The sequence below is a fragment of the Streptomyces sp. Xyl84 genome, assembly GCF_059731885.1.
Map to the genome: position 1 here is coordinate 6,287,088 of NZ_AP029182.1, position 25,121 is coordinate 6,312,208.

The 25,121-nt window shown below is 73.7% G+C and carries 22 protein-coding genes and 2 pseudogenes; 9 read left to right on the forward strand and 15 right to left on the reverse strand.

The features are described from left to right. Positions 1-31: 31 nt before the first annotated feature. The 3 genes from AC6I72_RS27385 to AC6I72_RS27395 all read right to left on the reverse strand — a co-directional run bounded on the left by AC6I72_RS27385 (position 32) and on the right by AC6I72_RS27395 (position 3,335). Complete coding sequence (locus AC6I72_RS27385; protein WP_498003801.1) at positions 32-1,057, reverse strand: 6-phosphofructokinase; 1,026 nt, start codon at positions 1,055-1,057, stop codon at positions 32-34. A 290-nt stretch (positions 1,058-1,347) separates the two neighbouring features. Beyond that, entirely contained in the window at positions 1,348-2,076 is a 729-nt protein-coding gene (locus AC6I72_RS27390) for a type 1 glutamine amidotransferase (protein ID WP_498003803.1), read from the reverse strand. A gap of 20 nt (positions 2,077-2,096) precedes the next feature. Continuing rightward, positions 2,097-3,335 carry a MurT ligase domain-containing protein gene (locus AC6I72_RS27395; protein WP_037856652.1) on the reverse strand — a complete coding sequence of 413 codons (1,239 nt, stop codon included), beginning with the start codon at positions 3,333-3,335 and terminating at the stop codon, positions 2,097-2,099. Positions 3,336-3,493: 158 nt separating this feature from the next. Between AC6I72_RS27395 and def the strand changes: the two genes are divergently transcribed. After that, the gene (gene def / locus AC6I72_RS27400; protein ID WP_498003804.1) at positions 3,494-4,039 is read left to right on the forward strand and encodes a peptide deformylase; all 546 of its coding nucleotides are present in this window, start codon (positions 3,494-3,496) and stop codon (positions 4,037-4,039) included. 261 nt (positions 4,040-4,300) lie between these two features. Here the strand turns inward: def and AC6I72_RS27405 are convergent, their stop codons facing one another. Continuing rightward, the gene (locus AC6I72_RS27405) at positions 4,301-4,945 is read right to left on the reverse strand and encodes a TetR/AcrR family transcriptional regulator (RefSeq protein WP_498003805.1); all 645 of its coding nucleotides are present in this window, start codon (positions 4,943-4,945) and stop codon (positions 4,301-4,303) included. Between the two features lie 181 nt (positions 4,946-5,126). Here AC6I72_RS27405 and AC6I72_RS27410 point away from each other — a divergent pair, with 181 nt between their 5' ends. Together AC6I72_RS27410 and AC6I72_RS27415 are read left to right on the forward strand one after the other, a co-directional pair. Next, entirely contained in the window at positions 5,127-6,353 is a 1,227-nt protein-coding gene (locus AC6I72_RS27410) for an acyl-CoA dehydrogenase family protein (protein WP_498004831.1), read from the forward strand. Between the two features lie 89 nt (positions 6,354-6,442). Beyond that, positions 6,443-6,700, forward strand: a complete 258-nt coding sequence (locus AC6I72_RS27415; protein ID WP_498003806.1) for a hypothetical protein — start codon at positions 6,443-6,445, stop codon at positions 6,698-6,700. A gap of 60 nt (positions 6,701-6,760) precedes the next feature. Here the strand turns inward: AC6I72_RS27415 and AC6I72_RS27420 are convergent, their stop codons facing one another. The 8 genes and pseudogenes from AC6I72_RS27420 to AC6I72_RS27455 all read right to left on the reverse strand — a co-directional run bounded on the left by AC6I72_RS27420 (position 6,761) and on the right by AC6I72_RS27455 (position 15,368). Continuing rightward, positions 6,761-7,342: a cupin domain-containing protein gene (locus tag AC6I72_RS27420; RefSeq protein ID WP_498003807.1), complete on the reverse strand. Its 582-nt coding sequence runs from the start codon at positions 7,340-7,342 to the stop codon at positions 6,761-6,763. Positions 7,343-7,348: 6 nt separating this feature from the next. Further along, the gene (locus tag AC6I72_RS27425) at positions 7,349-8,581 is read right to left on the reverse strand and encodes a cytochrome P450 (RefSeq protein WP_498003808.1); all 1,233 of its coding nucleotides are present in this window, start codon (positions 8,579-8,581) and stop codon (positions 7,349-7,351) included. Then, positions 8,578-9,642, reverse strand: a pseudogene (locus AC6I72_RS27430) (type III polyketide synthase); the annotation flags it as partial. The gene AC6I72_RS27425 and the pseudogene AC6I72_RS27430, both read right to left, overlap by 4 nt. A gap of 696 nt (positions 9,643-10,338) precedes the next feature. After that, on the reverse strand, positions 10,339-10,578 hold the full coding sequence (locus tag AC6I72_RS27435; RefSeq protein WP_366724134.1) for a DUF6213 family protein: 240 nt from the start codon (positions 10,576-10,578) through the stop codon (positions 10,339-10,341). A gap of 25 nt (positions 10,579-10,603) precedes the next feature. Next, positions 10,604-11,989, reverse strand: coding sequence for an NADP-dependent succinic semialdehyde dehydrogenase (locus AC6I72_RS27440; protein ID WP_498003809.1), 1,386 nt, complete (start codon positions 11,987-11,989; stop codon positions 10,604-10,606). A gap of 76 nt (positions 11,990-12,065) precedes the next feature. Next, complete coding sequence (locus tag AC6I72_RS27445; protein ID WP_498003810.1) at positions 12,066-12,614, reverse strand: NUDIX hydrolase; 549 nt, start codon at positions 12,612-12,614, stop codon at positions 12,066-12,068. Beyond that, the gene (locus tag AC6I72_RS27450; protein ID WP_498003811.1) at positions 12,611-14,149 is read right to left on the reverse strand and encodes an ATP-dependent DNA ligase; all 1,539 of its coding nucleotides are present in this window, start codon (positions 14,147-14,149) and stop codon (positions 12,611-12,613) included. The genes AC6I72_RS27445 and AC6I72_RS27450 overlap by 4 nt, the downstream gene beginning before the upstream one ends. Positions 14,150-14,354: 205 nt before the next feature. Further along, entirely contained in the window at positions 14,355-15,368 is a 1,014-nt protein-coding gene (locus tag AC6I72_RS27455; protein WP_498003812.1) for an NAD(P)/FAD-dependent oxidoreductase, read from the reverse strand. A gap of 83 nt (positions 15,369-15,451) precedes the next feature. Between AC6I72_RS27455 and AC6I72_RS27460 the strand changes: the two genes are divergently transcribed. From AC6I72_RS27460 to AC6I72_RS27485, 6 genes and pseudogenes are all read left to right on the forward strand, one after another. After that, positions 15,452-16,045, forward strand: coding sequence for a helix-turn-helix domain-containing protein (locus tag AC6I72_RS27460; RefSeq protein WP_498003813.1), 594 nt, complete (start codon positions 15,452-15,454; stop codon positions 16,043-16,045). A gap of 263 nt (positions 16,046-16,308) precedes the next feature. Continuing rightward, on the forward strand, positions 16,309-17,286 hold the full coding sequence (locus tag AC6I72_RS27465; RefSeq protein WP_498003814.1) for an NADPH:quinone oxidoreductase family protein: 978 nt from the start codon (positions 16,309-16,311) through the stop codon (positions 17,284-17,286). Continuing rightward, positions 17,283-18,479 (forward strand): acyl-CoA dehydrogenase family protein, encoded by a 1,197-nt coding sequence (locus tag AC6I72_RS27470; protein ID WP_498003815.1) that lies wholly within the window; start codon positions 17,283-17,285, stop codon positions 18,477-18,479. The genes AC6I72_RS27465 and AC6I72_RS27470 overlap by 4 nt, the downstream gene beginning before the upstream one ends. Then, entirely contained in the window at positions 18,476-19,582 is a 1,107-nt protein-coding gene (locus AC6I72_RS27475; protein ID WP_498003816.1) for an acyl-CoA dehydrogenase family protein, read from the forward strand. Before AC6I72_RS27470 ends, AC6I72_RS27475 begins: the two co-directional genes overlap by 4 nt. Positions 19,583-19,774: 192 nt before the next feature. Further along, positions 19,775-20,649, forward strand: a pseudogene (locus tag AC6I72_RS27480) (phosphatidylinositol-specific phospholipase C/glycerophosphodiester phosphodiesterase family protein). Between the two features lie 124 nt (positions 20,650-20,773). After that, positions 20,774-20,968 (forward strand): hypothetical protein, encoded by a 195-nt coding sequence (locus tag AC6I72_RS27485; protein WP_078883938.1) that lies wholly within the window; start codon positions 20,774-20,776, stop codon positions 20,966-20,968. Positions 20,969-21,010: 42 nt separating this feature from the next. Here the strand turns inward: AC6I72_RS27485 and AC6I72_RS27490 are convergent, their stop codons facing one another. The 3 genes from AC6I72_RS27490 to AC6I72_RS27500 all read right to left on the reverse strand — a co-directional run bounded on the left by AC6I72_RS27490 (position 21,011) and on the right by AC6I72_RS27500 (position 25,006). Beyond that, positions 21,011-22,312: a phosphodiester glycosidase family protein gene (locus AC6I72_RS27490; protein ID WP_498003817.1), complete on the reverse strand. Its 1,302-nt coding sequence runs from the start codon at positions 22,310-22,312 to the stop codon at positions 21,011-21,013. A gap of 147 nt (positions 22,313-22,459) precedes the next feature. Beyond that, positions 22,460-22,807: a VOC family protein gene (locus AC6I72_RS27495; RefSeq protein ID WP_498003818.1), complete on the reverse strand. Its 348-nt coding sequence runs from the start codon at positions 22,805-22,807 to the stop codon at positions 22,460-22,462. Between the two features lie 114 nt (positions 22,808-22,921). Then, positions 22,922-25,006: a SpoIIE family protein phosphatase gene (locus tag AC6I72_RS27500; RefSeq protein WP_498003819.1), complete on the reverse strand. Its 2,085-nt coding sequence runs from the start codon at positions 25,004-25,006 to the stop codon at positions 22,922-22,924. Positions 25,007-25,121: the final 115 nt, after the last annotated feature.

The following is a 25,121-nucleotide window of genomic DNA, read 5'->3' on the forward strand; positions in this document are numbered from 1 at the left end:
GCGACCGGGGGCGGCTCGCACCGGCCGTGTGCTACAGCACGCACTCCGCCTCGGCGTACCGGTCGGCGGGCACCGTCTTCAGGGTCTCCACGGCCTCGGCCAGCGACACCATCACGATGTCCGTGCCGCGCAGCGCCGTCATCCGGCCGAACTCCCCGCGGTGCACGGCCTCCACGGCGTGCCAGCCGAACCGGGTGGCCAGCACCCGGTCGTACGCGGTCGGGGTGCCGCCGCGCTGGACGTGCCCGAGGATGACCGGCCGCGCCTCCTTGCCCAGGCGTTCCTCCAGCTCCACCGAGAGCTGCCGGGCGATCCCGGCGAACCGCTCGTGGCCGTAGACGTCCTTGCCGCCCTCGTCGAAGTCCATCGTGCCGGGCAGCGGCTTGGCGCCCTCGGCGGCGACGACGATCGCGAACCGCTTGCCCGCCGCGAACCGCTCCCCGACCTTCTGCGTCAGTTCGTCGATGTCGAAGGGCCGTTCGGGGACGACCACGGCGTGCGCGCCCGCCGCCATCCCGGACTGCAGCGCGATCCAGCCGGTGTGTCGGCCCATGACCTCCACGATCAGCACCCGCTGGTGGGACTCGGCGGTGGTCTTCAGCCGGTCCAGGGCCTCGGTGGCGACGGTCACGGCGGTGTCGAAACCGAAGGTGACGTCCGTGACCGCGATGTCGTTGTCGATGGTCTTGGGCACCCCGACGATGGGCAGCCCGTTGTCGGAGAGGAGCCGGGCCGCCTTGAGGGTGCCCTCGCCGCCGATCGGGATGATCGCGTCGAGCCCCAGTTCCTCGACGTGGCCCCGGGCCCGCTCCACTCCGTCGCGCAGGTGCTCGGGCCGGACCCGGGAGGAGCCGAGGATGGTGCCGCCACGGGCCAGGATGCCGCCGACGGCGTCGAGGTCGAGCTTGAGGTAGTCGCACTCCAGGAGGCCCTTCCAGCCGTCCCGGAAGCCGATGACCTCGTCGCCGTGGTCGGCGACGGCGCGGTGCACGACGGACCGGATGACGGCGTTCAGGCCGGGACAGTCGCCGCCGGACGTGAGGACACCAATGCGCATAGCCCGAATAACCTTCTCCACGTGGGCCGGGACCGGACCGCGCTGTCCGGCTCGATCCCGGCCACCCTACCGGCGTCAGGGGGTGGTGCCGCACGGCCCGTCCGGCTGGTGGACGCCGGTGCACAGGTGAGCGGCCGCGTCGTCAGGCGGGCCCGGTCACAGCCTCGCGCACCCGCCTTGCGGGGAGCTTGCGAAGGGGTGGAGAGCACCCTGCGTACGGACGAAGACGACGGAACGCGCCCGGGGACGTCCCCGGGCGCGTTCCGGTGCGGCGGCGCGGTGGTGTGCGGTCAGGCGGGCTGCTCCGCCGCCGCGATGCGCTCGGTGCGCAGCGCCTCGTACCAGCGGTCGTCGATGGGCGGCAGCGCGTTCACGTCGAGCGCCAGCTTCAGCAGCAGGTCCGCGATCTGCGGGTTGCGGGCGAGCACCGGGCCGTGCATGTAGGTGCCGAAGACGGTGTCGTTGTACGCGCCCTCGGTGCCGTCGCCCGTGCCGTTGCCCCGGCCCACGCGGACCTGGGCGAGCGGTCGGGCGGTCGGGCCGAGGTGGGTGACGCCCTGGTGGTTCTCGAAACCGGTCAGCGGCGGCAGCCCCAGACGCGGGTCGACGTCGCCGAGGACGTCGCCCACGCACCGCTCGCCCTCGCCGCGCACCGACACCACGTCGAGCAGGCCGAGACCCGGCTCCCGCTGGCCGAGGTCGTTGACGAACTCGTGGCCGAGGATCTGGTAGCCGGCGCAGACCGAGAAGACGATCGCGCCGTTCTGCACCGCCTGGTACAGGTGCCCGTCCCGGCGCAGCCGTTCCGCCGCGAGGCGCTGCGGACGGTCCTCGCCGCCGCCGATCAGGTAGATGTCGCCGGAGGTCGGGATCGGCTGGTCGCTGCGCACGTCCAGGCGGGCCACGTCCAGGCCGCGCTGGCGCGCCCGGCGCTCCACGACGAGCGCGTTGCCCTGGTCGCCGTAGGTGCTCAGCAGGTCCGGGTAGATCCACACCAGCCGCAGTTGGTTGTCGCTCATGAAGTGGTCGTCCTCCGTGATCAGTTGCCGACGCGGCGGCGCAGGTCCTGGAACGCGGTGTAGTTGGCGATGACCTCGATCCGGCCGGGCGGCGCCTGCTGCACGGCCTGGTCGAGGTTCTCGCATACCTGGAAGTGCTGGTTGGCCACCTCGAGACGCACCGCGAGGTCCAGCTTCCGGTCGCCGATCACCAGCAGCGGGTGGCCGGTCAGCCGCGTGTAGTCGACGTCCCACAGCCAGGACGTGTCGGTGCCGTCGGCGCCGCGCGCGTTCACCGAGAGGATGACCGGGGCGGGCGGCGGGTCGATCAGGGAGAAGGTCTCCAGCCAGCCGGCCGGGTTCTTCGCCAGCAGCAGGCGCAGGTCACGGCCCTGGAACTGCACGACGTCGTAGCGTCCGGCGACGGCCTGCACCTGGTACATCCGCTCCAGGGCCACCTGCGGCGGCACACCGAAGACGGCGGCGACGGCCGCGGAGGAGGCGGCGTTGGCCTTGTTGGCGCGGCCCGGCAGCTGGAGGTGGATCGGCCAGGCCGAGCCGTGCGGGTCCAGGACGTGGTCGCCGGAAAGGGCCCAGCTGGGCGTGGGCCGGCGGAAACCGCACTCGGCGCAGAACCAGTCGTCGCCCGGACGCTGCATCACACCGCCGCAGGACGGGCACGACCAGGCGTCGTCCTTCCACATCTGTCCGGCGGCCACCCAGATCACGTTCGGCGAGGAGGACGCGGCCCACACCACCAGCGGGTCGTCGCAGTTGGCGACGACCACGGCCTTGGAGCCGGCGAGCCCCTCACGCCAGTTCTCGGCGAGCATCCGCGTCTCGGCGGCCCGGTCGAGCTGGTCGCGGGAGAGGTTGAGCAGCGCGATGCACTTGGGGTCGGTGTCCCGGGCGACGCCCGCGAGGTACTTCTCGTCGACCTCGATGACGCCGAACTTCGCGTCCGAGCCGCCCGCCAGCGCCGAGGTGATGCCCGCGGGCATGTTGGCGCCGAGCGCGTTGGAGACCACCGGTCCGGCGGCCCGCAGCGCCTCGGCGATGAGCCGGGTGGTGGTGGTCTTGCCGTTGGTCGCCGACACCAGGACGACGTCCAGGTTCTGGGCGAGCCGGGCCAGCAGGTCGGGGTCGAGTTTGAGCGCCACCCGGCCGCCGATCACCGAACCGCTGCCGCGCCCCGCGGCGCGCGATGCCGCCGCGACCGCCTTGCCCGCGGTCACGGCCAGCTTGGCCCGCGGCGTGAGCGGGTCCGAGTTGCCTGCCATCAGTTCTCGATCCTCCTTGCGTACGCGCCGCGCCTGAGCCATCCGGCAACGTGGTGTGGACCTCAGCCTATCGAGATCCGATCGTGCTCCCGAATCCCGGCACCGTCACGGCGCCCGCGCGCCGTTCGCGCGTGCAGGAGGACCGTACCCTTGCCGCCATGCGACACGGCTCGATCCCGGGCGCCCGCGGGCGCGTACGGCCCCTCACCCTGCTCGGCGACGACGCGCTGCGTGCGCCGTGCCGGGAGGTCACCGACTTCGGCCCCGGACTGGCGGCGCTCGTCGAGGACTTGTTCGCCACGATGTACGCCGCCCGGGGCGTGGGACTGGCCGCGAACCAGGTGGGCGAGGCGCTGCGCGTGTTCGTCTACGACTGTCCGGACGACGAGGACGTACGGCATCTGGGGCACGTGGTGAACCCCCGGCTGGTGGCCGCCGACGGTGTGGTACTGCGCGGCCCGGAAGGCTGTCTTTCGCTGCCGGGACTGGAGGCGGGCACCGAGCGCCACGACCGCGCGGTGGTGGCGGGTCTCACAGTGACGGGGGAGCCGGTCACCGTCGAGGGGACGGGCTTCTTCGCCCGCTGCCTGCAGCACGAGTGCGACCACCTGGACGGCAGCCTGTACGTCGACCGCCTCACCGGGTGGCGCCGGCGCAGGGTGCTGCGGCAGGCGGCCAGGGCGTCCTGGGGGCGCCCGGGGTGAGACAGGGGCGGGGACCTGGCCGGGCGGCGGGGGCGCCGAAGGCGCGGCCGGGAGCGGCGCGGGCGCCCTGGAAGCCGGGTTCCGCCAGGCCCTGTCGTCACATTCCCGCCTGCTTCGCGACGCCATGCACGCACTCTCGCCGCACCGGGCCCAGACCCGAGTACGTCCAGTACGAGGGTCAGGGCCCGGCACGCCGAGAGCACGCACCTGACGCCGCGAGGCCCGCCCTCCGGGCGGACGACGGGAATCTGACGACAGGACCTAGAAGCCGGGGCCGCCGGCCTTGTCGCCGGCCGCGGCGAGCCGGCCCCACAGGAGGTCGGCCAGACTGCGCACCAGTTCCGCGCGGGAGCAGGGGCGCTCGCCCAGCCACCAGTCGCCCGCCGCGTGCATCATGCCGACGATGCCGTGGCCCCAGACCCGGGCCAGTTGCTGTCCGTCCGGTCCGAGGTCGACGCGTTCCTCGATGACCTGGGCCAGCTCCTCGCCCATGCGGCGCAGCAGCGGCGCGGAGTGCTTGCCGACGTCGAAGCCCGCCTCGCCGCCCTGGCCGCCCTCGGCCGGGTGCATCAGGAACCGGTACACCTGCGGCCGGGCCTCTATTGCGGCGAGGTAGGTGTCCAGCGTGGCCTCGACGCGCTCGCGCCGCTCGGCCGGGGCGTCGAGCGCGGCCCGCAGCGAGTCGAGCAGCGCGTCGGTGTGCCGCTTGGCGAGGGCGGCGTAGAGCCCGCCCTTGTCGCCGAAGTGGCGGTAGAGGATCGGCTTGGTGATGCCGGCCTCGGCGGCGATGGCGTTCATGGAGGCGTGCGGGCCGTCGCGCAGCACCACCCGGTCGGCGGCCTCCAGCAGCTCGCGCCGTCTGCGGTCGGCGGACCGCTGCTGCTCGGTCCGCTGCGTGGTGTCCATGATCTCTCCCCACCCGTGCTGATTCGGTGACGCCTGCGCAAACTAACACTGACCGGGCCCCGGACCTCGAACGGGCTGCCGAGGGAACGTCGGGGGAACAGCGGGACTTGACTTCTCCTACTGGCCGGTAACACAGTACGGTTACCGCAAGTAACACCACATGGGTACCGCTGGAGGGGACATGGCCGAGTTCACCATGGAGCTCAACGACGAACAGAAGGAGGTCCGCTCCTGGCTGCACGGCTTCGCCGCCGACGTGATCCGCCCCGCGGCCGCCGAATGGGACGAGCGTGAGGAGACTCCCTGGCCGGTCATCCAGGAGGCCGCGAAGATCGGCATCTACTCCCTCGACTTCTACGCCCAGCAGTACTTCGACCCGACCGGCCTCGGTATCCCCATGGCCATGGAGGAGCTGTTCTGGGGCGACGCGGGCATAGCCCTGTCCATCGTCGGCACCGGGCTGGCCGCGGTCGGCGTCCTCGCCAACGGCACCGAGGAGCAGATCGGCACCTGGATCCCCCAGATGTACGGCGACGCCACCGACGTCAAGGTCGCCGCCTTCTGCTCCTCCGAACCCGACGCCGGCTCCGACGTCGCCTCGATGCGCACCCGCGCCGTCTACGACGAGGCCAAGGACGAGTGGGTCATCAACGGCACCAAGACCTGGGCCACCAACGGCGGCATCGCCAACGTCCACGTCGTCGTCGCCTCCGTCGACCCGGAGCTGGGCTCCAAGGGGCACGCCTCCTTCATCGTCCCGCCGGGCACCCCGGGCTGCTCCCAGGGCCAGAAGTTCAAGAAGCACGGCATCCGCGCCTCGCACACCGCCGAGGTGATCCTCGACAACGTGCGCGTCCCCGGTTCCTGCCTGCTCGGCGGCAAGGAGAAGCTGGACGAGCGCCTCGCCCGCGCCCGCGAGCGGGCCAGGGCGGGCGGGGAGAGGGTGAAGAACGCGGCGATGGCCACCTTCGAGGCGTCCCGCCCCGCCGTCGGCGCCATGGCGGTCGGCACCGCCCGCGCCGCCTACGAGGTCGCCCTCGACTACGCCAGGACCCGCGAGCAGTTCGGCCGGCCGATCATCGACAACCAGGGCGTGGCCTTCCAGCTCGCCGACATGGCCACGTCCATCGACGCGGCCCGCCTGCTGGTGTGGCGCGCCTCCTGGATGGCGATCAACGGCAAGCCGTTCACCGCCGCCGAGGGCTCGATGTCCAAGCTGTTCGCCAGCGAGACCGCCAAGAAGGTCACCGCCCAGGCGGTCCAGATCCTCGGCGGCAACGGCTACACCCGGGAGTACCCGGTGGAGCGGATGCACCGCGACGCGGCGATCTACACGATCTTCGAGGGCACCAGCGAGATCCAGCGGCTCGTCATCTCCCGCACGATCTCGGGCCTGCCGATCCGCTGACGGTCCCGGCCGCCGCCACGCCCTCTGGTCCGCCCCCGGCCGCCCGGCTACCTTGAGGGCGCAGACGTCACCGGCAGCCAGGGGGATTCGTGGCGACGACCGCGCAGCAGCAGCTCAAGGACGCGGAGAGCAAGCACCAGCAGGTGTCCGGACGCAACGCGCTCACCGCCCATCCCACGGCGATCGCCGAGGCCGAACGCACGATCGGCCTCCTCGTGGCCAAGAGCAACCTGGAACTGGCCGCGGCCGTCCAGCGCCTGACCGAAGCGCTGGGCAAGAGCCAGGCGGACCTCGGCAAGGCCGTGGACGCCCTGACCGCCAAGGTGGCGAAGCTCGCCGAACGCTGAACCGCCCGCAGCACCCGTGCCCCGCCCGTCGTACGCGGGCGGGGCACTCGGTGCCGGGACTCAGCGGTGCCTGAGCGGCGTCAGCTGCTCGATGTCGTAGCGGCGTCGCAGGGCCTCGATCGCCGCGTGGTCCGGCGGGCCGCCGTTGCCGAGGATCTCCAGCAGCTCCTCGAAGTACCGCTCGTGGTCCGGCGGCGGGGACGCCTGGAAGAACATCTTCGCCGGGCTGTCCGTGGGGTTGGCGAAGGCGTGCGGGCAGCCGGGGGGCACCACGATGACGGTGCCCGGGGTCGCCCGCACCACGCGGTTGCCCGAGCGGGACTCCCACTTCTGCCAGCGGTCGGGCGTCCGGATCCGCGGCTCGAAGGCGAGCACGTCCAGCTCACCCTCCAGCACGTAGAACAACTCCTCGCTGCGCGTGTGCACATGGGCTCCCACGTCGAAGCCCGGCGGGACCTCCACCTCGAAGGTGGAGGCGGTCCGCGAGTGCGAGCCGGTCACCTTGAACGTCACGCGCTGGGCGGCCGTCTCGACCACCCGGCCGTGGCCCGGCGGCACGAGCAGGCCGTCCGCCGCGGCGACGCCGGACACGGCCAGTTCCGGATCGTCGAGCGTGGTCAGCGGCGGCTCGATCGTCGTCATCGGCGCTCACCACGCCACGGGCAGGGCCTCGGGCCCGCGGATCAACGCGCCCTTCCTGAACGGCACCTCGTCCGGCGCCACCGCGAGCCGCAGCGTCGGCAGCCGGTCCAGGAGGGCGTCCACCAGCAGCTCGGACTCCATCCGGGCCAGCTGGCCGCCCGGGCAGTAGTGCGGGCCGAAACCGAACGCCACGTGCGGGTTGGGGCTGCGCGAGAAGTCGATGCTCTGCGGGTCGGTGAAGACGTCCGGGTCGCGGTTGGCGGCCAGGTAGGAGACGTAGACCGGGTCGCCCGCCCGGATCCGCACCCCCTTGATCTCCACGTCCTCCAGGGCGATCCGGGACAGCCCGACCGCGTTGCGGTGCGGGATGTAGCGCAGCAGTTCGTCGATGGCCTGCGGGCGGACCGAGGGGTTCGCGCGCAGCCGGTCGGCCAGCTCCGGGCGGGTCAGCAGCAGGTAGAACATCTGCCCGCTGTTGTTGGTGACCGCCTCGCCGCCGATCTGCAGGAGCACGGCGAGTCCCACGGCCTCCTCCAGGGTGATCTCACGGCGCCCCACGGCGGTGCCGAGCAGCGAGGCGACGTCCTCGCCCCCGCTGTCCGCGCGCGCGTCGATCAGTTCCGTGAAGTAGGCGCCCATCTCCTCCTTGGCCTGCTCGCTGACGTCGGCGCCGTGCGAGGAGGACAGGATCAGCTGGGTCCAGCCGTGCATGCCGTGCCGGTCGGCCGCCGGGACACCCATCAGTTCGCAGATCACCGCGATCGGGAACGGGCTGAGCACCGCGGCGGTGAGATCGGCGGGCGGACCGGCCGCGATGAGGCCGTCGACCAGTTCGTCCAGCATCCGCCGTGCGCTGTCCCGTATCCGGTCCACCCCGCGCGCCGTGAAGGCGGGGGCGACCGAACGGCGCAGCCGGTTGTGGTCGGGCGGGTCCAGGAAGCCCACGGCGCCGCGGGACGGGATGAAGTGCGGGGCCAGCCGCGTGACCTGCTGGTCCATCACCGCCTCCCGGCTGAACCGGGCGTCGTTGGTGACCAGCCGGACGTCGTCCATGCGGGTCACCAGCCAGGCCCAGCCCTCGCCGTTGGGCAGTTCGATCCGGGTGACCGGCCCCTCCTCCATCAGGTCGGCCAGCACCGGGTCGAAGTCGACGCCGGTCAGGTCGAGGGCGGGCCAGTGCCGCACCGGGCACAGTTCCTCACCTGCCCGGTCGGGCGGGATGAGTGTGTTCTCGGTCATGCCCCGTCCCCGATCTGCCAGTTGCCCAGGGACATCTCCGCGGTGATGCCGGGCCCGAACCCGGCGAGCAGCCCGCGCGCACCGTCCTCGACGCCGCCCTCGTCGCACAGCCGGCGCAGCGCGTCCAGGACGACGGCGCTCGCGATGTTGCCGTACTCGGTGAGCGTGGCCCGGCTGAACCGGAACGCGTGCGGGTCGACCTTCAGGAACTTGCTGAGGTCGTCGAGGATGCGCGGACCGCCCGCGTGGATGACGTAGAAGTCGAGGTCGGAGGCGTCCCAGCCGTGCATGCCCGCCAGGTCCTGAAGAGCCGGGGCGAGCGGCTCCATGGTGGCGGGCACCCGCTTGTCCAGCAGGAAGTGGAAGCCGGTCTCCCGGACGGCGTACGCGATCCAGTCCTCGGTCTTGGGGATCAGGTACGAGCCGTTGCGCTCCAGGCGCACCCCCGTGCCGCCGGTGCCGCGGACCACGGCGGCGGCGATGCCGTCACCGAACAGGCCGTTGGACAGGAGCGAGCCGACGCCGAGGTCGGTGGGCTGGTAGCACAGCGAGCAGAACTCGCAGGCCACGATGAGCGCGTTGGCGTCCGGGTAGGCCGTGCAGAAGTCGTGCGCGCGGTTGATCGCCGCGCCGCCCGCCGCACAGCCCAACTGGGCTATGGGTATCTGACGGGTGGTCGAGTCGAAGGCCATTTCGTTGATCAGCCACGCCGTGAGCGAGGGCATCATGAAGCCCGTGCACGAGACGTAGATGATCACGTCGATGTCGGTGGTGAGGACTTCCGCGTCGTCGAGCGCCCGCTGGATGACCGCGGGGACCCGGGCCTTGGCCTCGTGCTCGTAGAGCTTGTTGCGCTCCTCGAAGCCCGGGTGCTTCAGGGTCTCCTCGATGGGCTGCACGATGTGCCGGGTACGCACGCCGGTGTTCTCGATCAGCCGGAGGGCCAGCGCGAGTTGCGGGTGGTCCGCGTGGTGGGACCGTGCGAGTTCCAGCGTCTCCTCCATGGTGATGACGTGCTCTGGAACGGACACCGAGGGCCTGCACAAAGTCGCCATGATCCGTGCCTGCTTTCGCCTTCCGGGAGGCGGGTGGCCTCCCGGTCAGAGGGTGGTGCACCCAGAAGGGTGGTCCACCCACGATCACCCGGGAGAGCGACGATCTCTCGCCGGACTACTCCAATCCGGCGACGGCGGGGCGGCGCCCCACGGGCCCGGAAGCCCCGTCGGCGCGGTGCGGACACCGGGCTCGACGGCGGGAAAAGGGCTGGTCAGAGGGGGCGGCCCGGAAGCCCGGAGGGGGCGGGGTGAGCGGGCGGAGGCGACGCTCGCCGACGGCACGACGAACGGGGTCGCGCGCGCCGTGCGCGGGGGGCGAGAAAGGGCCGGACGCCGCGGGGGAGTGAGCGCGCGGGGACGGGGCCGGTGCCGCGGGGAGGGGGAGGGCGCGGTGCGGCCGGCAGGCGCGCGGCGGCCGGCGGTGGGGCGGGGCGGCCGGAAGGTGTCCGTGCCGGGAGATGCGGTGCGGCCGGCCGGGGGCGATGCGCCGGGAGGCGCGGTGCGGCCGCGAGAGCGGTCCGGGGGGAGCAGGGACGTGCGGTGCGGTGCGGCCGGCGTGGCGGCCGGGGTGCGGTGCCCCGGGAAGTGCGGTGCGATGCGCCGGGAGGTGCGGTCGCGCCGCCGGGCGTTGCGGGGACCGTGCCGCCCGCCCCCGTCCGCGGTGGTGAAATCGCCCGCCCCGTGCCGTCCGCGCCGCGCGCCTCAGCCCGAGGCCGCTCCGCTGCTGTGCGCGATGCACGCCACGTCGATCCGGTCGGCCAGCTTGGCCAGTTCGATGGTCAGGGCGGCCACCGTGTCCTCGTCGAGCCCCTCCTGCCCGGCCTCCACCAGCCGCAGCCACCGGCCGCCCACCGTCCGCAGCAGCTTGCTCACGTCGGCCGCGGACACCTGCAAGGTACCGCGGTCGTCGACGATCAGAGGGAGTGTCACTTCGCGGTTCACAAAGGCGATCGTAGCCGCGGAAGCCTCACGCTCCGTGCCACACCGTGGTGATGTTGCAGAACTCGCGGATTCCGTGCCCGGACAGCTCACGCCCGTACCCCGAGCGCTTCACCCCGCCGAACGGGAACGCCGGGTGCGAGGCAGTCATCCCGTTCACGTACACCCCGCCCGCCTCCAGGTCCCGCACGAACCGGTCCACGTCGGCCTCGTCCCGCGTCCACACGTTCGAACTCAGGCCGAACGGCGAGTCGTTGGCGATCAGCACCGCCTCGTCCAGGTCGGCGGCGCGGTAGAGCGTGGCGACCGGGCCGAAGGCCTCCTCGCGGTGGATGCGCATCTCCCGGGTGATGCCGGCCAGTACGGTCGGCGGGTAGTACCAGCCGGGGCCGTCGGGCCGTTCGCCGCCGCACAGGACGGCCGCCCCGCCGCGGCGGGCGTCGTCGACCAGTTCCTCCAGGTCGGCCCGGCCCCGCTCGCTGGCGAGCGGCCCGACCTCGGTGTCCTCCCGCATCGGGTCGCCCGTCCTCAGCGCCCGCATGCCGGCCACGAACCGCTCGGCGAAGGCGTCGTGGACGTCCGTGTGCACGATGAACCGCTTGGCGGCGATGCACGACTGCCCGTTGTTCTGCACCCGCGCGGTCACCGCGACCTCGGCGGCCCGGTCGATGTCGGCGGACGGCATCACGACGAAGGGGTCGCTGCCGCCCAGCTCCAGCACCGTCTTCTTGATCATCTCCCCGGCGGTGGACGCCACTGCCCGGCCCGCCGGTTCGCTGCCGGTCAGGGTCGCCGCCCTCACCCGCTCGTCGCGCAGGATGTCGTCGACCGCGCCGGAGCCGATCAGCAGCGTCTGGAAGCAGCCCTCGGTGAAGCCCGCCCGGTGGAAGAGGTCCTCCAGGTACAGGGCGGTCTGCGGCACGTTCGAGGCGTGCTTGAGCAGGCCCACGTTCCCGGCCATCAGCGCGGGGGCCGCGAACCGCACGACCTGCCACAGCGGGAAGTTCCACGGCATGACCGCGAGCACCGGCCCCAGCGGCCGGTAGCGCACCAGGGCGCGCGAGGCCCCGGAGTCCGCGACGTCGGCGGCGGCCGGTTCCTCGTCGGCGAGCAGTTCCCCGGCGTGCTCGGCGTACCAGCGCATCGCCTTCGCGCACTTGGCGGCCTCCGCGCGCGCCTGTTTGACCGGCTTGCCCATCTCGGTGGTCATGATCCGGCCGATCTCCTGCTGGTCCTCGTCGAGCAGCTCGGCGGCCCGGTTCATCAAAGCGGCCCGCTCGGCGAAGGACGTCGTCCGGTACGTACGGAAGGTGGCCTCGGCGAGCTGGAGCCGGCGCTCGGTCTCCTCCTCGCCCATGGCCTCGTACGTCTTGATCGTCTCGCCCGTGGCCGGGTTCACCGTGGCGATGGACATGGCTGACCTCCCTGCAAGCGGGCTGTGCTTCGACCTTCGCGCGCCGCGCTGCCCGCCGCAACGCGTGCGGCCCTCCTCAGCGCGAGTGCTCCGCCAGCCGGTCGAGAAACGCGCTCTGCGCGGTGACGATCACCGCACGGGCACGGTCGAGGCCGAGCCACGCCACCCGGTCCAGCTCCCGGAACTCCTGCGTCCGCCCGGAGCGCGGCGGCCACTCCATCGTGAAGGTGCCGGGCACGACCGCCGCCGGATCGAGATCGCCCTCGACCGCCCAGACGGTCACCGTCTTGCCGCCCGCCTGCCGGACCTCGCCGAGCGGCAGCGCCGGGCCGTCGGGCGGCGCCACGCCCAGCTCCTCTCGGAACTCGCGCCGGGCGGCCCGCAGCGCGGGTTCGTCCGGCGCGTACTCGCCCTTGGGCACGGTCCAGGCGCCCGCCTCGCGGCGGGACCAGAACGGGCCGCCCATGTGACCGAGCAGCACCTCCAGACCGCCGTCGTCCGCGCCGGTGCGCCGCGTGCCGTCCGTCCCGCTGGACCGTGTGTCCTCCGCGCCGGTGCGCCGGAAGAGGAGCAGCCCGGCGCTCCGCCTGCTCCACCGGTCCCCTCCGCCCCGTGCCCCGGTCACGGCCGTACCTCCGGGTGCGCGGCCAGCAGCGTCTCCACGGTGTCCGCGTCCTCGGGGCGCTTGTCCTCGCGGTAGCGCACGACCCGGGCGAAGCGCAGGGTGACGCCCGCCGGATAGCGGGTGGAGCGCTGCAGGCCGTCGTAGGCGATCTCCACGACCAGTTCGGGGCGTACGACCACGCCCCACCCCTTCTCCTCCACGGCCAGCTCCTGGAGCCGTCCGGTCTGCCAGGCCAGCAGGGCGTCGGTCATGCCCTTGAACGTCTTGCCGAGCATCGCGAAGCCGCCGTCGGCGGTCCGGGCGCCCAGGTGCAGGTTGGACAGCCTGCCGGTGCGGCGGCCGTGTCCCCACTCGGCGGCCAGCACCACGAGGTCCAGCGTGTGCACCGGCTTCACCTTCAGCCAGGAAGCGCCGCGCCGGCCCGCGCTGTAAGGCGCGTCGAGCGCCTTGACGACCACGCCCTCGTGACCGCGCCCGAGGGTGTCCGCGAGGAAGTCCTCCGCCCGGCCGGTGTCCTCGGGCCCGGCGACCAGCGTCCGTCTGACCCGCATCGGCTCGGGGACCAGCCGGGCCAGCTCGGCGTGCCGTTCGGCGAACGGCAGGTCGAGCAGGTCGCGGTCGCCGACCGACAGGGCGTCGAAGAAGACCGGCGAGACCGGGACCGCCCCGGCGGCCGTGGCCACGTCCAGCCGGGAGCCGACGCGTCCGGCGGTCTCCTGGAAGGAGCGCGGCCGGCCGTCGGCGGTGAAGGAGAGCACCTCGCCGTCCAGGACGAACCGCTCGCCCGGCAGCTCCAGGGCGGCCGCGCTCACCTCGGGCAGCCGGTCGGTGATGTCGTCCAGCGTGCGGGTGTGGATCCGGACGGTGGTGCCGTCGCGGTGCACCTGGACCCGGATCCCGTCCAGTTTCTCCTCCACGGCGCAGGCGCCCAGCTTCTCCACGGCCTCCGCCACCGAGGAGGCACTGTGCGCCAGCATCGGCAGCACCGGACGGCCCACGGTGAGCCGGAAGCGCTCCAGCGCCGGCGGCCCCTGCGCCAGCAGGGCCTGCGCCACCGTCTGCAAGGACCCCGCCAGCATCACCGCCCGCCGTACGTCCGCCGCCGGGGCGCCCGTCGCCGCTGCCAGCCCCTCCGTCGCGACCGCGTCCAGCGCGCCCTGACGGACCTCGCCGGTCAGCAGCCCCCGCAGGAACCGCTGCTCGTCCTCCGTCGCCGCGCCCATCAGCTCCTCCACCAGCCGGGCGCGTTCGCTCTGCGCACCGGCCCCGGAGACCTTGCCCAGTTCGCTGAGCCGGGCGTCCACCTCCCGCACGGTGAGGGACGGTTCGGCGGCCGCCGGCACCGGGCGGCCGAGCACCTTCCACCCGACGCCGATCCGCCCCTGCGGGAGCCTGCCGGCCAGGTACGGGATGACGATCGGCACGTCCTGTGCCGCCGCCTCCCGGAACAGCTCCGCCAGCAGGGCGGTCTTGCGGGACCGCGCGGAGGTGGCGGCGACGTCTTGGGACACCTGTGCGAGCCGGGCGAGCAACATGCAGTAAGGGTGCACCGCGGGGCGCGCTCCTACACCCCCGCGCGGGTGCGGGGTGCGGGGTGCGGGGTGCGTGTGCGCGGGCGGACGGGCCGGGCGGGCCGGTGGCGGCCTCCTGGCGCCGCTGTCCCGCGCCGGTGCGCGCGGGCCGCTGTCCCGCGCTGCCGCGCGCGGAGGTGCGTGGCCGTGCCCGCACCCCGCGATGCGGCTACGCCTTCGCGGGCGGCTCCGCCTCCGCGGCCCCGATCGCCGCGTCCAGGTCGGCGAAGAGCAGTTCACCGTTGATCGCCGCGCCGGCGCGGTAGCCCCGGCTGGCCGAGTTGATCACCTGCTCGGCGAAACCGCTCGCGTTGCCCGCCGCCCACAGGCCGGGCACGGTGGTCAGGCCCCGTTCGTCGATCACCGGGTAGGCGCCGAACGGTGTCTCGCGCAGTTCCGCGCCCAGCCGCAGCAGCAGGTCGTTGCACGGCACCGCGCGCGGCGCGACGAACAGGACGTCGCGGGGGTGCGTCGCCCCGTCCGCGAGCCGGACCCCGGTGAGCCGGCCGGATCCGGTGACCACCTCCGTCACCTCGCCCGGCACGACCTTCACGCCGGCCGCCGCGAGCCTGCGCAGGTCGGTGTCGGACAGTTCGTCCTCACCGACCTGGTGCAGGAACAGGGTCACGTCCTTGGACCACTGGCTCACCATCAGCGCCTGGTGCACGCTCAGCGGGGTGGTGCCGAGCACGCCGAAGGCCTGGTCGCGCACCTCCCAGCCGTGGCAGTAGGGGCAGTGGAGCACGTCCTGGCCGAACCGCTCGGCCAGGCCCGCGATCCCGGGCAGTTCGTCCCGCAGCCCGGTGGCGACGACCAGATGCCGGGCGTGGACGGTGCGTCCGCTCGCCAGGGTCACGTCGAACTCTCCGTCCGCGTCCCGCACGGCGTCGACCGCCCGGTCCCGGACCAGACCGACCCCGTACCGTGCGATCTCCTCCCGGCCGACGGCCAGGAACTCGGCCGGTGACATCCCGTCCCGGGTCAGGAAACCCTGCATGTGCGCGGCGGGCGCGTTGCGCGGCTCGCCCGCGTCGACGACCAGCGTGCGGCGCCGGGCCCTGCCCAGCACCAGTGCGGCGGACAGCCCGGCCGCGCCGCCTCCGACGACGACGACTTCGTGGCTCTCGGCCCCGGCGGCGACTCCGTGTCCCTCGGCCCCGGCGGCGTTCTCGGTCTCGGTCATCGTGACCACCTCCCTCTCCCGCACGACAGTCGCGCGAGCCCTGCGGGATTGACAAACGTGTTTGCCGAAACTGCAATGGCGGGATGACGACGGACGACGTACTGGCGGGTGTGGGACCGAGGCTGCGGCGGATCCGCAAGGAGCGGGAGGTGACCCTGGCGGCCCTGTCGGAGACGACCGGGATCTCCGTCAGCACCCTCTCGCGGCTGGAGTCCGGCCTGCGCAAGCCCAGCCTGGAACTGCTGCTGCCGATCGCGCAGGCCCACCAGGTGCCGCTCGACGAACTGGTCGGCGCGCCCCCGGTCGGGGACCCCCGGGTGCGGGCCAAGCCGATCGTGCGCGGAGGGCGCACGCACTGGCCGCTGACCCGGCAGCCCGGCGGTCTGCAGGCGTACAAGGTGCTCGAACCGCAGCGCCAGGAGGAACCGGTCCCGCGCTCCCACGAGGGCTACGAGTGGCTGTACGTGCTGTCCGGCAGGCTGCGGATCGTGCTGGGGGACCACGACGTGGTGCTCGCGGCGGGGGAGGCCGCCGAGTTCGACACGCGCGTGCCGCACTGGTTCGGGTCGACGGGTGAGGGGCCGGTGGAGTTCCTGAGCCTGTTCGGCCCGCAGGGCGAGCGGATGCACGTACGGGCGCGGCCGTCGCGGCGCGGCTCCGGCGGCGAGGACGACTGAGGGGCCTCGCCCCCCGGGGGTCTTCCGGCGGGGCTCTCGGCGCCTGGCGGGCCGGCCCGACCGGGGAGACCGTACGGAAGACGGCCCGCCCCGCGCCCGCGCGCCGTGTCCGCCCGGGTTCCCCGCGCCGGGCCGGGTTCCGTGTCCGCCCGGGTTCCGTGTCCGCCCGGGCCGCCTGTTCCCCTGAGAGCAAGCGACCGCTTAGTATGCCGTCGACCGGACGGACGACGCGGTTCCTGACCCAGTACCTGTGGAGGCGGCGCATGCGGGCATGGCGAGTGCACGAGAACGGCGAGCCGGGCGAGGTGATGCGCCTGGAGGAGACCGGCCGGCCCACGCCGGGCGAGGGCCAGGTCCTGCTCGCGGTACGGGCCGCCAACATCAACTTCCCGGACGCGCTGCTGTGCCGGGGCCAGTACCAGGTCCGGCCGCCGCTGCCCTTCACCCCGGGCGTGGAGATCTGCGCGGAGACCGAGGACGGCCGCAGGGTCCTCGCCACCCCGGCGCTGCCCCACGGCGGTTTCGCCGAGTACGCCGTCGCGGACGCGGCCGCCCTGCTGCCCGCCCCGGAGTCGCTCGACGACGCCGAGGCCGCGGCCCTGCACATCGGCTACCAGACGGGGTGGTTCGGCCTGCACCGCCGGGCCCGTATCGAGGCCGGTGAGACGCTGCTCGTGCACGCCGCGGCCGGCGGCGTCGGCAGCGCGGCCGTCCAGCTCGGCAAGGCGGCCGGTGCCACCGTCATCGGTGTCGTCGGCGGCCCCGCCAAGGCGGCCGTGGCCCGCGAGCTGGGCTGCGACGTCGTCGTCGACCGGCGCAGCGAGGACGTCGTCGCCGCCGTCAAGGAGGCCACCGGCGGCCGGGGCGCCGACGTGGTCTACGACCCGGTCGGCGGCGAGGCGTACGCCCAGTCCGCCAAGGCCGTCGCCTTCGAGGGCAGGATCGTCGTCGTGGGCTTCGCCGGCGGGACCGTCCCCAGCCCGGCGCTGAACCACGCCCTCGTCAAGAACTACTCGATCCTCGGCCTGCACTGGGGCCTGTACAACACCAGGAATCCCCAGCTCGTCCGGCACTGCCACGACCGGCTCACCGAACTGGCCGCCCGGGGCGCGATCAAGCCGCTGGTGAGCGAGCGGGTGCCGCTGGACGGCGCCGCGGAAGCCGTGCAGCGGGTCGCCGACGGTGTCACCACCGGACGGATCGCCGTGGTGCCCGGACCGGAGAAAGGAGCCGCCGCATGAGCGGCAACACCCTCGACGCGGACGGACTGCGCCGCCGCACACGCGAACTGCTCGCCGCGCATCCGCCCCGCGGCACCGACCGCCTCGGCTTCCTCCGCGCCCGTTTCGACGCGGGCCTGGCCTGGGTGCACTTCCCCGAAGGCCTCGGCGGCCTCGGCGCCCCGCGACCCCTGCAGGCCGTCGTGGACGCCGAACTGGAGGCGGCGGGCGCCCCCGACAACGACCCGCGGCGCATCGGCATCGGCCTCGGCATGGCCGCCCCGACCATCCTGCGCTACGGCACCGACGAGCAGAAACAGCGCTTCCTGCGGCCGCTGTGGACCGGTGAGGAGGTCTGGTGCCAGCTCTTCAGCGAGCCCGGCGCCGGATCCGACCTGGCCGCGCTCGGCACCCGAGCCGTCCGCGACGGCGCGGGGGACTGGGTGGTCGACGGGCAGAAGGTGTGGACCTCCAGCGCCCACCTGGCCCGCTGGGCCATCCTCATCGCCCGCACCGACCCCGCCCTGCCCAAACACCAGGGCATCACCTACTTCCTGTGCGACATGACCGACCCCGGCGTGGAGGTCAGGCCGCTGCGCCAGATCACCGGCGAGGCCGAGTTCAACGAGGTCTTCCTGACCGGCGTCCGCGTCCCCGACGCGCACCGCCTCGGCGAGGTCGGCGACGGCTGGCGGGTCGCGCAGACCACCCTGATGAACGAGCGCGTCTCCATCGGCGGCATGCGCCTGCCCCGCGAGGGCGGCATGATCGGCCCGGTCGCCCGCACCTGGCGCGAACGTCCCGCACTGCGCACCCACGACCTCCACCAGCGGCTGCTGAAGCTGTGGGTGGAGGCGGAGGTGGCCCGCCTCACCGGTGAGCGGCTGCGCCAGCAGCTCGCCGCGGGGCAGCCCGGCCCCGAGGGTTCCGGCATGAAGCTCGCCTTCGCCCGCCTCAACCAGCAGATCAGCGGCCTGGAAGTGGAACTGCGCGGCGAGGAGGGGCTGTTGTACGACGACTGGACCATGCGCCGCCCCGAACTCGTCGACTTCACCGGTCGCGACGCCGGCTACCGCTACCTGCGGTCCAAGGGCAACAGCATCGAGGGCGGGACCAGCGAGATCCTGCTGAACATCGTCGCCGAACGCGTGCTGGGCCTGCCCGCCGAACCGCGCACCGACAAGGACGTCGCCTGGAAGGACCTGGCCCGATGAGCACCCAGCCGGACCTCCTCCACTCCGAGGAGGAAGAGGCGCTGCGCGCCGCCGTACGCGACCTGCTCACCGATCACTGCCGGCCGGCGGACGTGATCGCGCGGGTGGAGACGGACACCCCGCACGACGTGCCCCTGTGGAAGACGCTCGCCGACGGCATGGGCCTCGCGGGCCTGCTGGTGCCCGAGGAACTGGGCGGCCAGGGCGCCACCCACCGGGAAGCCGCCGTCGTGGTGGAGGAACTGGGCCGCGCGGTGGCGCCCGTGCCCTACCTGACGAGCGCCGTCGTGGCCACCGAGGCGCTGCTGGCGTGCCGTGCGGACGACCTCGTCGCCGAGCTGGCGTCGGCCGCGTCAATCGGTGTGCTCGCCGTCGGTCTGCACACGGCTCCGGGCGTCCCCTGCGCCGTCGTACGGCGGGAGAACGGCGTCCTGACCGGGGAGGTGACCGCCGTCGCCGACGCGGCGATCGCCGACGTGCTGCTGGTGCCCGCCGACGACGGAGGCCTGTACGCGGTGGAGGCCCCGGCCGCGACCGTCACCGCGCAGGTGTCCCTGGACCTGACCCGCCCGGTGGCACACGTGCGGCTGGACGGGGCCGAGGGCCGCCGGCTGGGCGATGCCGGACCCGCCGTGCGCCGCGCCCTGCGGGCCGGCGCCGGACTGCTCGCCTCCGAGCAACTCGGCCTGGCCGACTGGGCGTTGACCGAGACCGTACGTCACCTGAAGGAGCGCAAGCAGTTCAACCGGCCGGTCGGCGGCTTCCAGGCGCTCAAGCACCGGCTCGCCCAGCTGTGGCTGGAGACCGTCAACCTGCGCGCCGCCGCACGCAACGCGGCCGACGCGCTCGCCCGCGACGAGGACGCCGACGTGGCGGTCGCCGTCGCCCAGGCCTACGCGGCGACCGTCGCCGTGCACGCCGCCGAAGAGGCCCTTCAACTGCACGGCGGCATCGGCATGACCTGGGAACACCCGGTCCACCTGTACTTGAAGCGGGCCAAGGCCGACTCGATCGCCTACGGCACCGCGGGCGCCCACCGCGACGCGCTGGCCTCCCTCGTCGACCTCCCCGGGCCGCCCGCCGCGCACGAGCCGGCTCCCTGACCGGCGCCCCGACAGGCCCGTCCCCCCGCGTCCGCCGTGGGGACGGGCCTCCGCGGCGCCCGCCGCCGGCGGGTGAACGGACGCGTACCATCCGGCCAACTCCTCACCGGCGCACGCCGCTCGCGCACCCGCGCCCCGCATACTCCCCGGAGGTCCCGTACGTCTCCGTACGCTCCTCAAGGGAGGCAGAGCATGGCCCTCACCACCCGTCGCAGAGCCCTCACCACCCTCGGCGCCGTCCTCGCGGGCACCGTGGCGCTGCCCGCCGCGCACGCCGCCGCAAGTGAACGGCGGCGCGGCCCGCACCCGCTGTGGCACGCCCACGCCCACAACGACTACGCACACCCGCGGCCCCTGCTGGACGCCCTCGACCACCGCTTCAACAGCGTCGAGGCCGACATCCACCTCGTGGACGGCGAGCTTCTGGTCGCCCACGACCCGGCCGATCTCGACCCCCGGCGCACCCTCGCCTCCCTCTACCTCGACCCGCTGGCCGCCCGCGTCAGGGCCAACCACGCTGGGTCCACCGGGGATGGCCCAGGCCCCTGCAACTGCTGATCGACATCAAGACGGAGGGCGCCGCCACCTACCTCGCCCTCGACCGTCACCTGACTCGCCACCGGCACCTGTTCACCACGTACGCGCACGGGCGCGTCCGCCCCGGACCTGTCACCGCCGTGATCTCCGGCGACCGCGCGGCCCGCGCGCCCATGGAGGCGCAGACGGTACGCCGGGCCTTCTACGACGGCCGGCTCACCGACCTCGGCGGCCCGGCACCCGCGTCGTTCGTCCCGCTGATCAGCGACAACTGGACGTCGACCTTCACCTGGCTGGGCTACGGGCCCTTCCCGCAGGCCGAGCGGCGCACGCTGCGCGGCATCGTCGGCCAGGCGCACGCCCGCGGACAGAAGGTGCGGTTCTGGGCCACGCCGGACGAGGCCGGACCGGCCCGCGACGCGCTCTGGGCCGAACTCCTCTCCGCCGGCGTCGACCACCTCAACACCGACGACCTGGCCGGCCTGGCATCCTTCCTGGACGCGCGCGAGGACCGGAAGGCGCGGCCGTGAGCCGGCCGTAGTTCAACCGCAGAACCACACGTTCGGCGGACACGTCAGCCGCCCGGACGAACCCTCCGCTACGCCACACTTGCCGCCGAAAGCCGCGAAGTGGGCGTGGCGGAGGAGGTTGACGATGGCCATTTCCATCTCTGTGGTGCTGTTGCTCGCGATCCTGGCGATCATCTTCGTGCGCAACTGCTCGCTGAAGTTCTCGCACGCCCTCGTCTGCGGTCTGCTCGGCTTCTTCCTCGCCGGCTCCAGCATGGCCCCCACCATCCACGACTGCCTGGTGGTCACCGCCGAGATGGTCAGCAGCCTGCGGCCCTGAGAGCCGCGGCCCCGGCCGGAGTCCGTTCTCCGGGGGTGCGCGTCACGCGCCGGGGAACACCCCGACCCCGTTCGCGACCGCTCGTTCGGCGCCCCCGCTGGGATGGTTGAGGACGCTGACCGCCCCTGCGCCCGTTTTCCGGGCGACCAGCGTGCTGGAGCCGCCGCCGTCCAGGTTGAACCCCTCCGTCGCCCCCAGGTCCCGCAGGGTGGCGGCGACTTCCGCGACGGTCAGGCCGGCGCGGTACTCGGACGCGCCGTCCAGCGCCATGAGCAGCAGCCGGTGCCCTCCGTCCGCGATCCCCACGGCGGTGCGCACGGCCGACGTCGTGCCGTCGAGCCCCGGCAGCGCGGCGCCCCCGCGCAGGACCGGAAACCCCCCGATCGCGAAGGCGTACGCCCGGCCGGAGGCCGCCGTCAGGCGGTGCTCGACGCTCACCGACTCGCCCTTGGACAGCTTGCGCAGCCGCTGCGCCCCCGCCTCCCTGCCCACCAGGACCGTGGTGCCCGCGGAAATGCCGCCGCTGCCGGGTCTGCCGGCCGTGGCGACGACCCGGCCGTCCCGGACCGTCACCTCGTAGGTGTCCGTACTGCACGGAGCGCCGCGGTCCCCGTCGGTGCCGCACACGGCCCGTTCCCGGGAGAGACCGCCCCAGTCGGAGGTGTACGCGCCGATCGAACCGACCGGCAGCGCGTACTGGTTGAACCCGCCGATCCCCAGCTCCGCCTCGGGCGTGGTCACCGAGCCGGACAGGGCCAGCCGGTCGAGGCGGGCCGTGCGGTCCGTGCCGACGCCGAGCACGTCCTCGGTGGTGGTGCCGGACGGCAGGGCGGGCCCGAAGCGCTGCCCGCGCGGCACGGCGGCCTTGAGCGCCTTCCCGTCCGCGATCTCGGGGCCGACCGGGGAACCGGTCGCCGGGACGCCCGGATGCTGGGTCTCGGTGATGTCGAAGAAGTCGCCGTTGACGCCCGCGAGCGCTCCCTGGGAGCCGGCGAGCCGGGACACGGTGCTCCGCGCCGCCACGGCTCCCGGGTGCAGCAGGCCGACGCGGACGTGCTTGTTGTCCAGATCGACGCTGACCAGGTGCGCGCGTGCCTTCCCGTGGATCCCGGAGAGGTCGATCTCGCGGTACTCCACACCCGGCGCGATCTCCTCGGCGCGGTGCGTGCCACCGGTCCGTCCAGCCGAGCCCGCGAGGCCCGTCCCCGTCAGGCCCGTCCCGGCCTGTGCCGTTCCCGCGTGGGCCGTTCCCGTACCCGTCAGTGCGCCGCCGGCGAGGAGAACGCTCACCACCGCCGCGAACCGCCCGGCGCGGCGCCTCACCACCCGTCCCGCTGTGCTCACCCTGCCCCCTGATGCCTCGTCAACTCCCTGCGGACTCAGGGAAGTGCAGCAGAAGCCGGCGGCCCGGGCGGTGACCGGCGGCCTGTGGCACGGCGACGGACGGGAAAACGCACTCCTTCGGGTGTCTTCGAGTGCCCTCGGCTGCCGTCAGCGGTGTCCCAGCACGTTGACGACGCGGCCGTTGGGATCCCGGACGAAGAACCGGCGTACGCCCCACTCCTCGTCGGTGAGCGGGTGCACGATCTCCGCGCCGCGCTCCCGCAGCGCGGCGTGGGCCGCGTCGACGTCGTCGACCTCGACGCTCAGGTCGGGCGTGACGGGAGCCGTCCGGTCCTCGCCCATGAAGCTGATCTGCGCGGCCGGGTTCACCGCGGAGGCGAGCGTCCGGATCCAGCCGTGGTTCATGACTTCCTCGAAGCCCAGCAGTCCGTAGAAGTCCGCACTCTCCTCCAGGGCCTCGGAACGGACGTTGGGGACGACGCGGCGGACCTGCATCGGGCGGCTCCGGTGATCGCTGGGGTGCCGCGTGCCGCGAGGCGGTCGCCCAGGAGCGGCACCGCGGGCGCGCATGCGGAGGGGTGCGGTCAGGGTAGCGAAGCGACGCGGGTGTCAGTGGCCGTCGTCGGCCAGAGACTGCTCGGTCCACACGGTCTTGCCCGCCGCCGTGTACCGCACGCCCCAGGCCCGGGCCAGTTGGGCGGCGACGAACAGGCCGCGTCCGCCCTCGTCGGCGGTCCGGGCGTGGCGCAGGTGCGGAGCGGCCTGGCCGGCGTCGCGCACCTCGCAGGTGAGCGTACGGTCGTGGATCAGCCGGAGTTCGATCGGCGCGCTCCCGTACCGCAGCGCGTTGGTGACGAGTTCGCTGACGATGATCTGCGTCTGGTAGGCGGTCTCCTCGTCCACGCCCCATTCGGCGAGCCGGTCGCGTGCGCGGGCGCGGGCGGTCGCCACCGACGCGCGGTCGTCGTCGAGCCGCCAGGAGGCGAACGCGCCGGGCGGGAAGGACCGGGTGCGGGCGACGATCACCGCGGCGTCGCCCGTGCCGAGGCCGTCCGGGAGGGCGTAGACGACGGCGTCGCACAAATCCTGCAACGGCCGCTCGGCATAGTCCGAGACGGCCCGCAGCTGCCGGCAGGAGTCGGCGAGGTAGGCCGTGACCAGGGGGTCGCTGGTGAACACCAGCACGCTCCCGGCGGGCACGTCGATCTCGGCCGTCGCGAACGGTGAGTCCTCCGCCACGCCCAGGGGCGGCCCGGCCGGTGTGTCGGGGACGCTGACGGTGCGGTCGGGACGGATCACGACGGGCGCCAGATCACCGGCCGCCGCCATCACACAGGTGCCGGTCAGCGGATCGTGGACCGCGTAGACGCAGTTCGCGGTGAGTGCCTCCCGGCGCAGGGGATCACCCGGCGGCAGGCTCGCCCGTTCCTGGGCCAGGTGGGCCGCCGTGTCGTGCAGCCGGGCCAGCAGTTCGTCGGGGGGCAGGTCGAACGCCGACAGCGACCTCAGCACCGTGCGCAGCTGGCCCATGCCGGCCGCCGCGTTCAGCCCCCGCCCTGAGACGTTCCCCACCACGAGAGCGGTGCGGGCGCCGGACAGGGCGATGGTGTCGTACCAGGCGCCGGGATCGGCGCCGGTGACCGACAGGTAGGCGGTCTCCAGCGACGCGTGGGACTCGGGGCGGCGGGGCAGCAGCTGGCGCTGGACCGTGGCGGCGATGGTGTGTTCGCGGATATAGCGCCGGGCGTTGTCGACGCACAGGGCGGTGTGCGCGGCCAGCTCCACCGCGAGCCGCCGGTCGCCCGTGTCGAAGGGCGGCGAGTCGCCCGACCGGTAGAGGCTGACCAGGCCCAGTACCGTGTCCCGCAGGGCCAGCGGCACCACCAGCAGCGTGTGGGTGTCCGCGGAGCGGATGGCGTGCGTGCGCGGCGGGTCGGCGGGCATCCACTCGGCCCCCGGGCGCAGCGGGACGATCCGGGGGCGCAGGTCGGTCAGGGCCTGGGTGAAGGGCGTGGGCGCCGGCAGCCGCCGCACGTCGCCGACCGGGTGCGCCTGCGGCGGGTGCGCGGTGCCGCTGCGGAAGGCGGTGCGCATCAGCGGGGTGCCCGGCGGCAGCGGGGCCGGCGGCGGCTCGTCGCCCCGGATCACCGATTCCACCACCTCCACGACCGCGATGTCCGCGAACTGCGGGACCACGGCCTCGACCAGCTCCTCACCGGTCACCACCGGGTCCAGCGTCCGCCCCACCCGGCGCCGTACGGCGTCGAGGACCCTGGTGCGGGCTCGTCCCCGTTCGCGTTCGGTGACGTCGACCGCGGTGACCGCCACACCCAGTACCTCCCCGCGCCGGCCCTGCAGACGCATGGCGGTCGTCTCGAAGCAGCGCTCCTCGGGCGGATCCCCTTCGACACGCGCCCGCACCAGCCGCTGCCGCAGGGGCTCGCCGGTCTTCAGCACCTCACGCAGCGCCGCCTCCATGTCGTTGTCCTCGACCATGCGGTAGACCTCGCGCATCGGCCGCCCGGTCAGGTCGCCGGCGGACTTTCCCCGCATGGCGGGCGTCCCGGGGGTCAGCCGCACCACCCGCAGCTCGGGGTCCAGCAGATGGAGTCCGACCGGTGAGCCGGTGAAGAGCGCCTCCAGCATGGCTGCCGAGGTCTCGTCCACGGGCCGTCCGGGATCGCCGTACGCCACTGGGACCTCCTTCGGCCGCGCCTGTCCGTCCGCTCGCGCCGCACGCCGGTGGCATGCCCCGGGGTGCGGGCTTCCAGCGTGCTCCGCCCGGGGTCCCGCCGCACGCGCAGCGCGC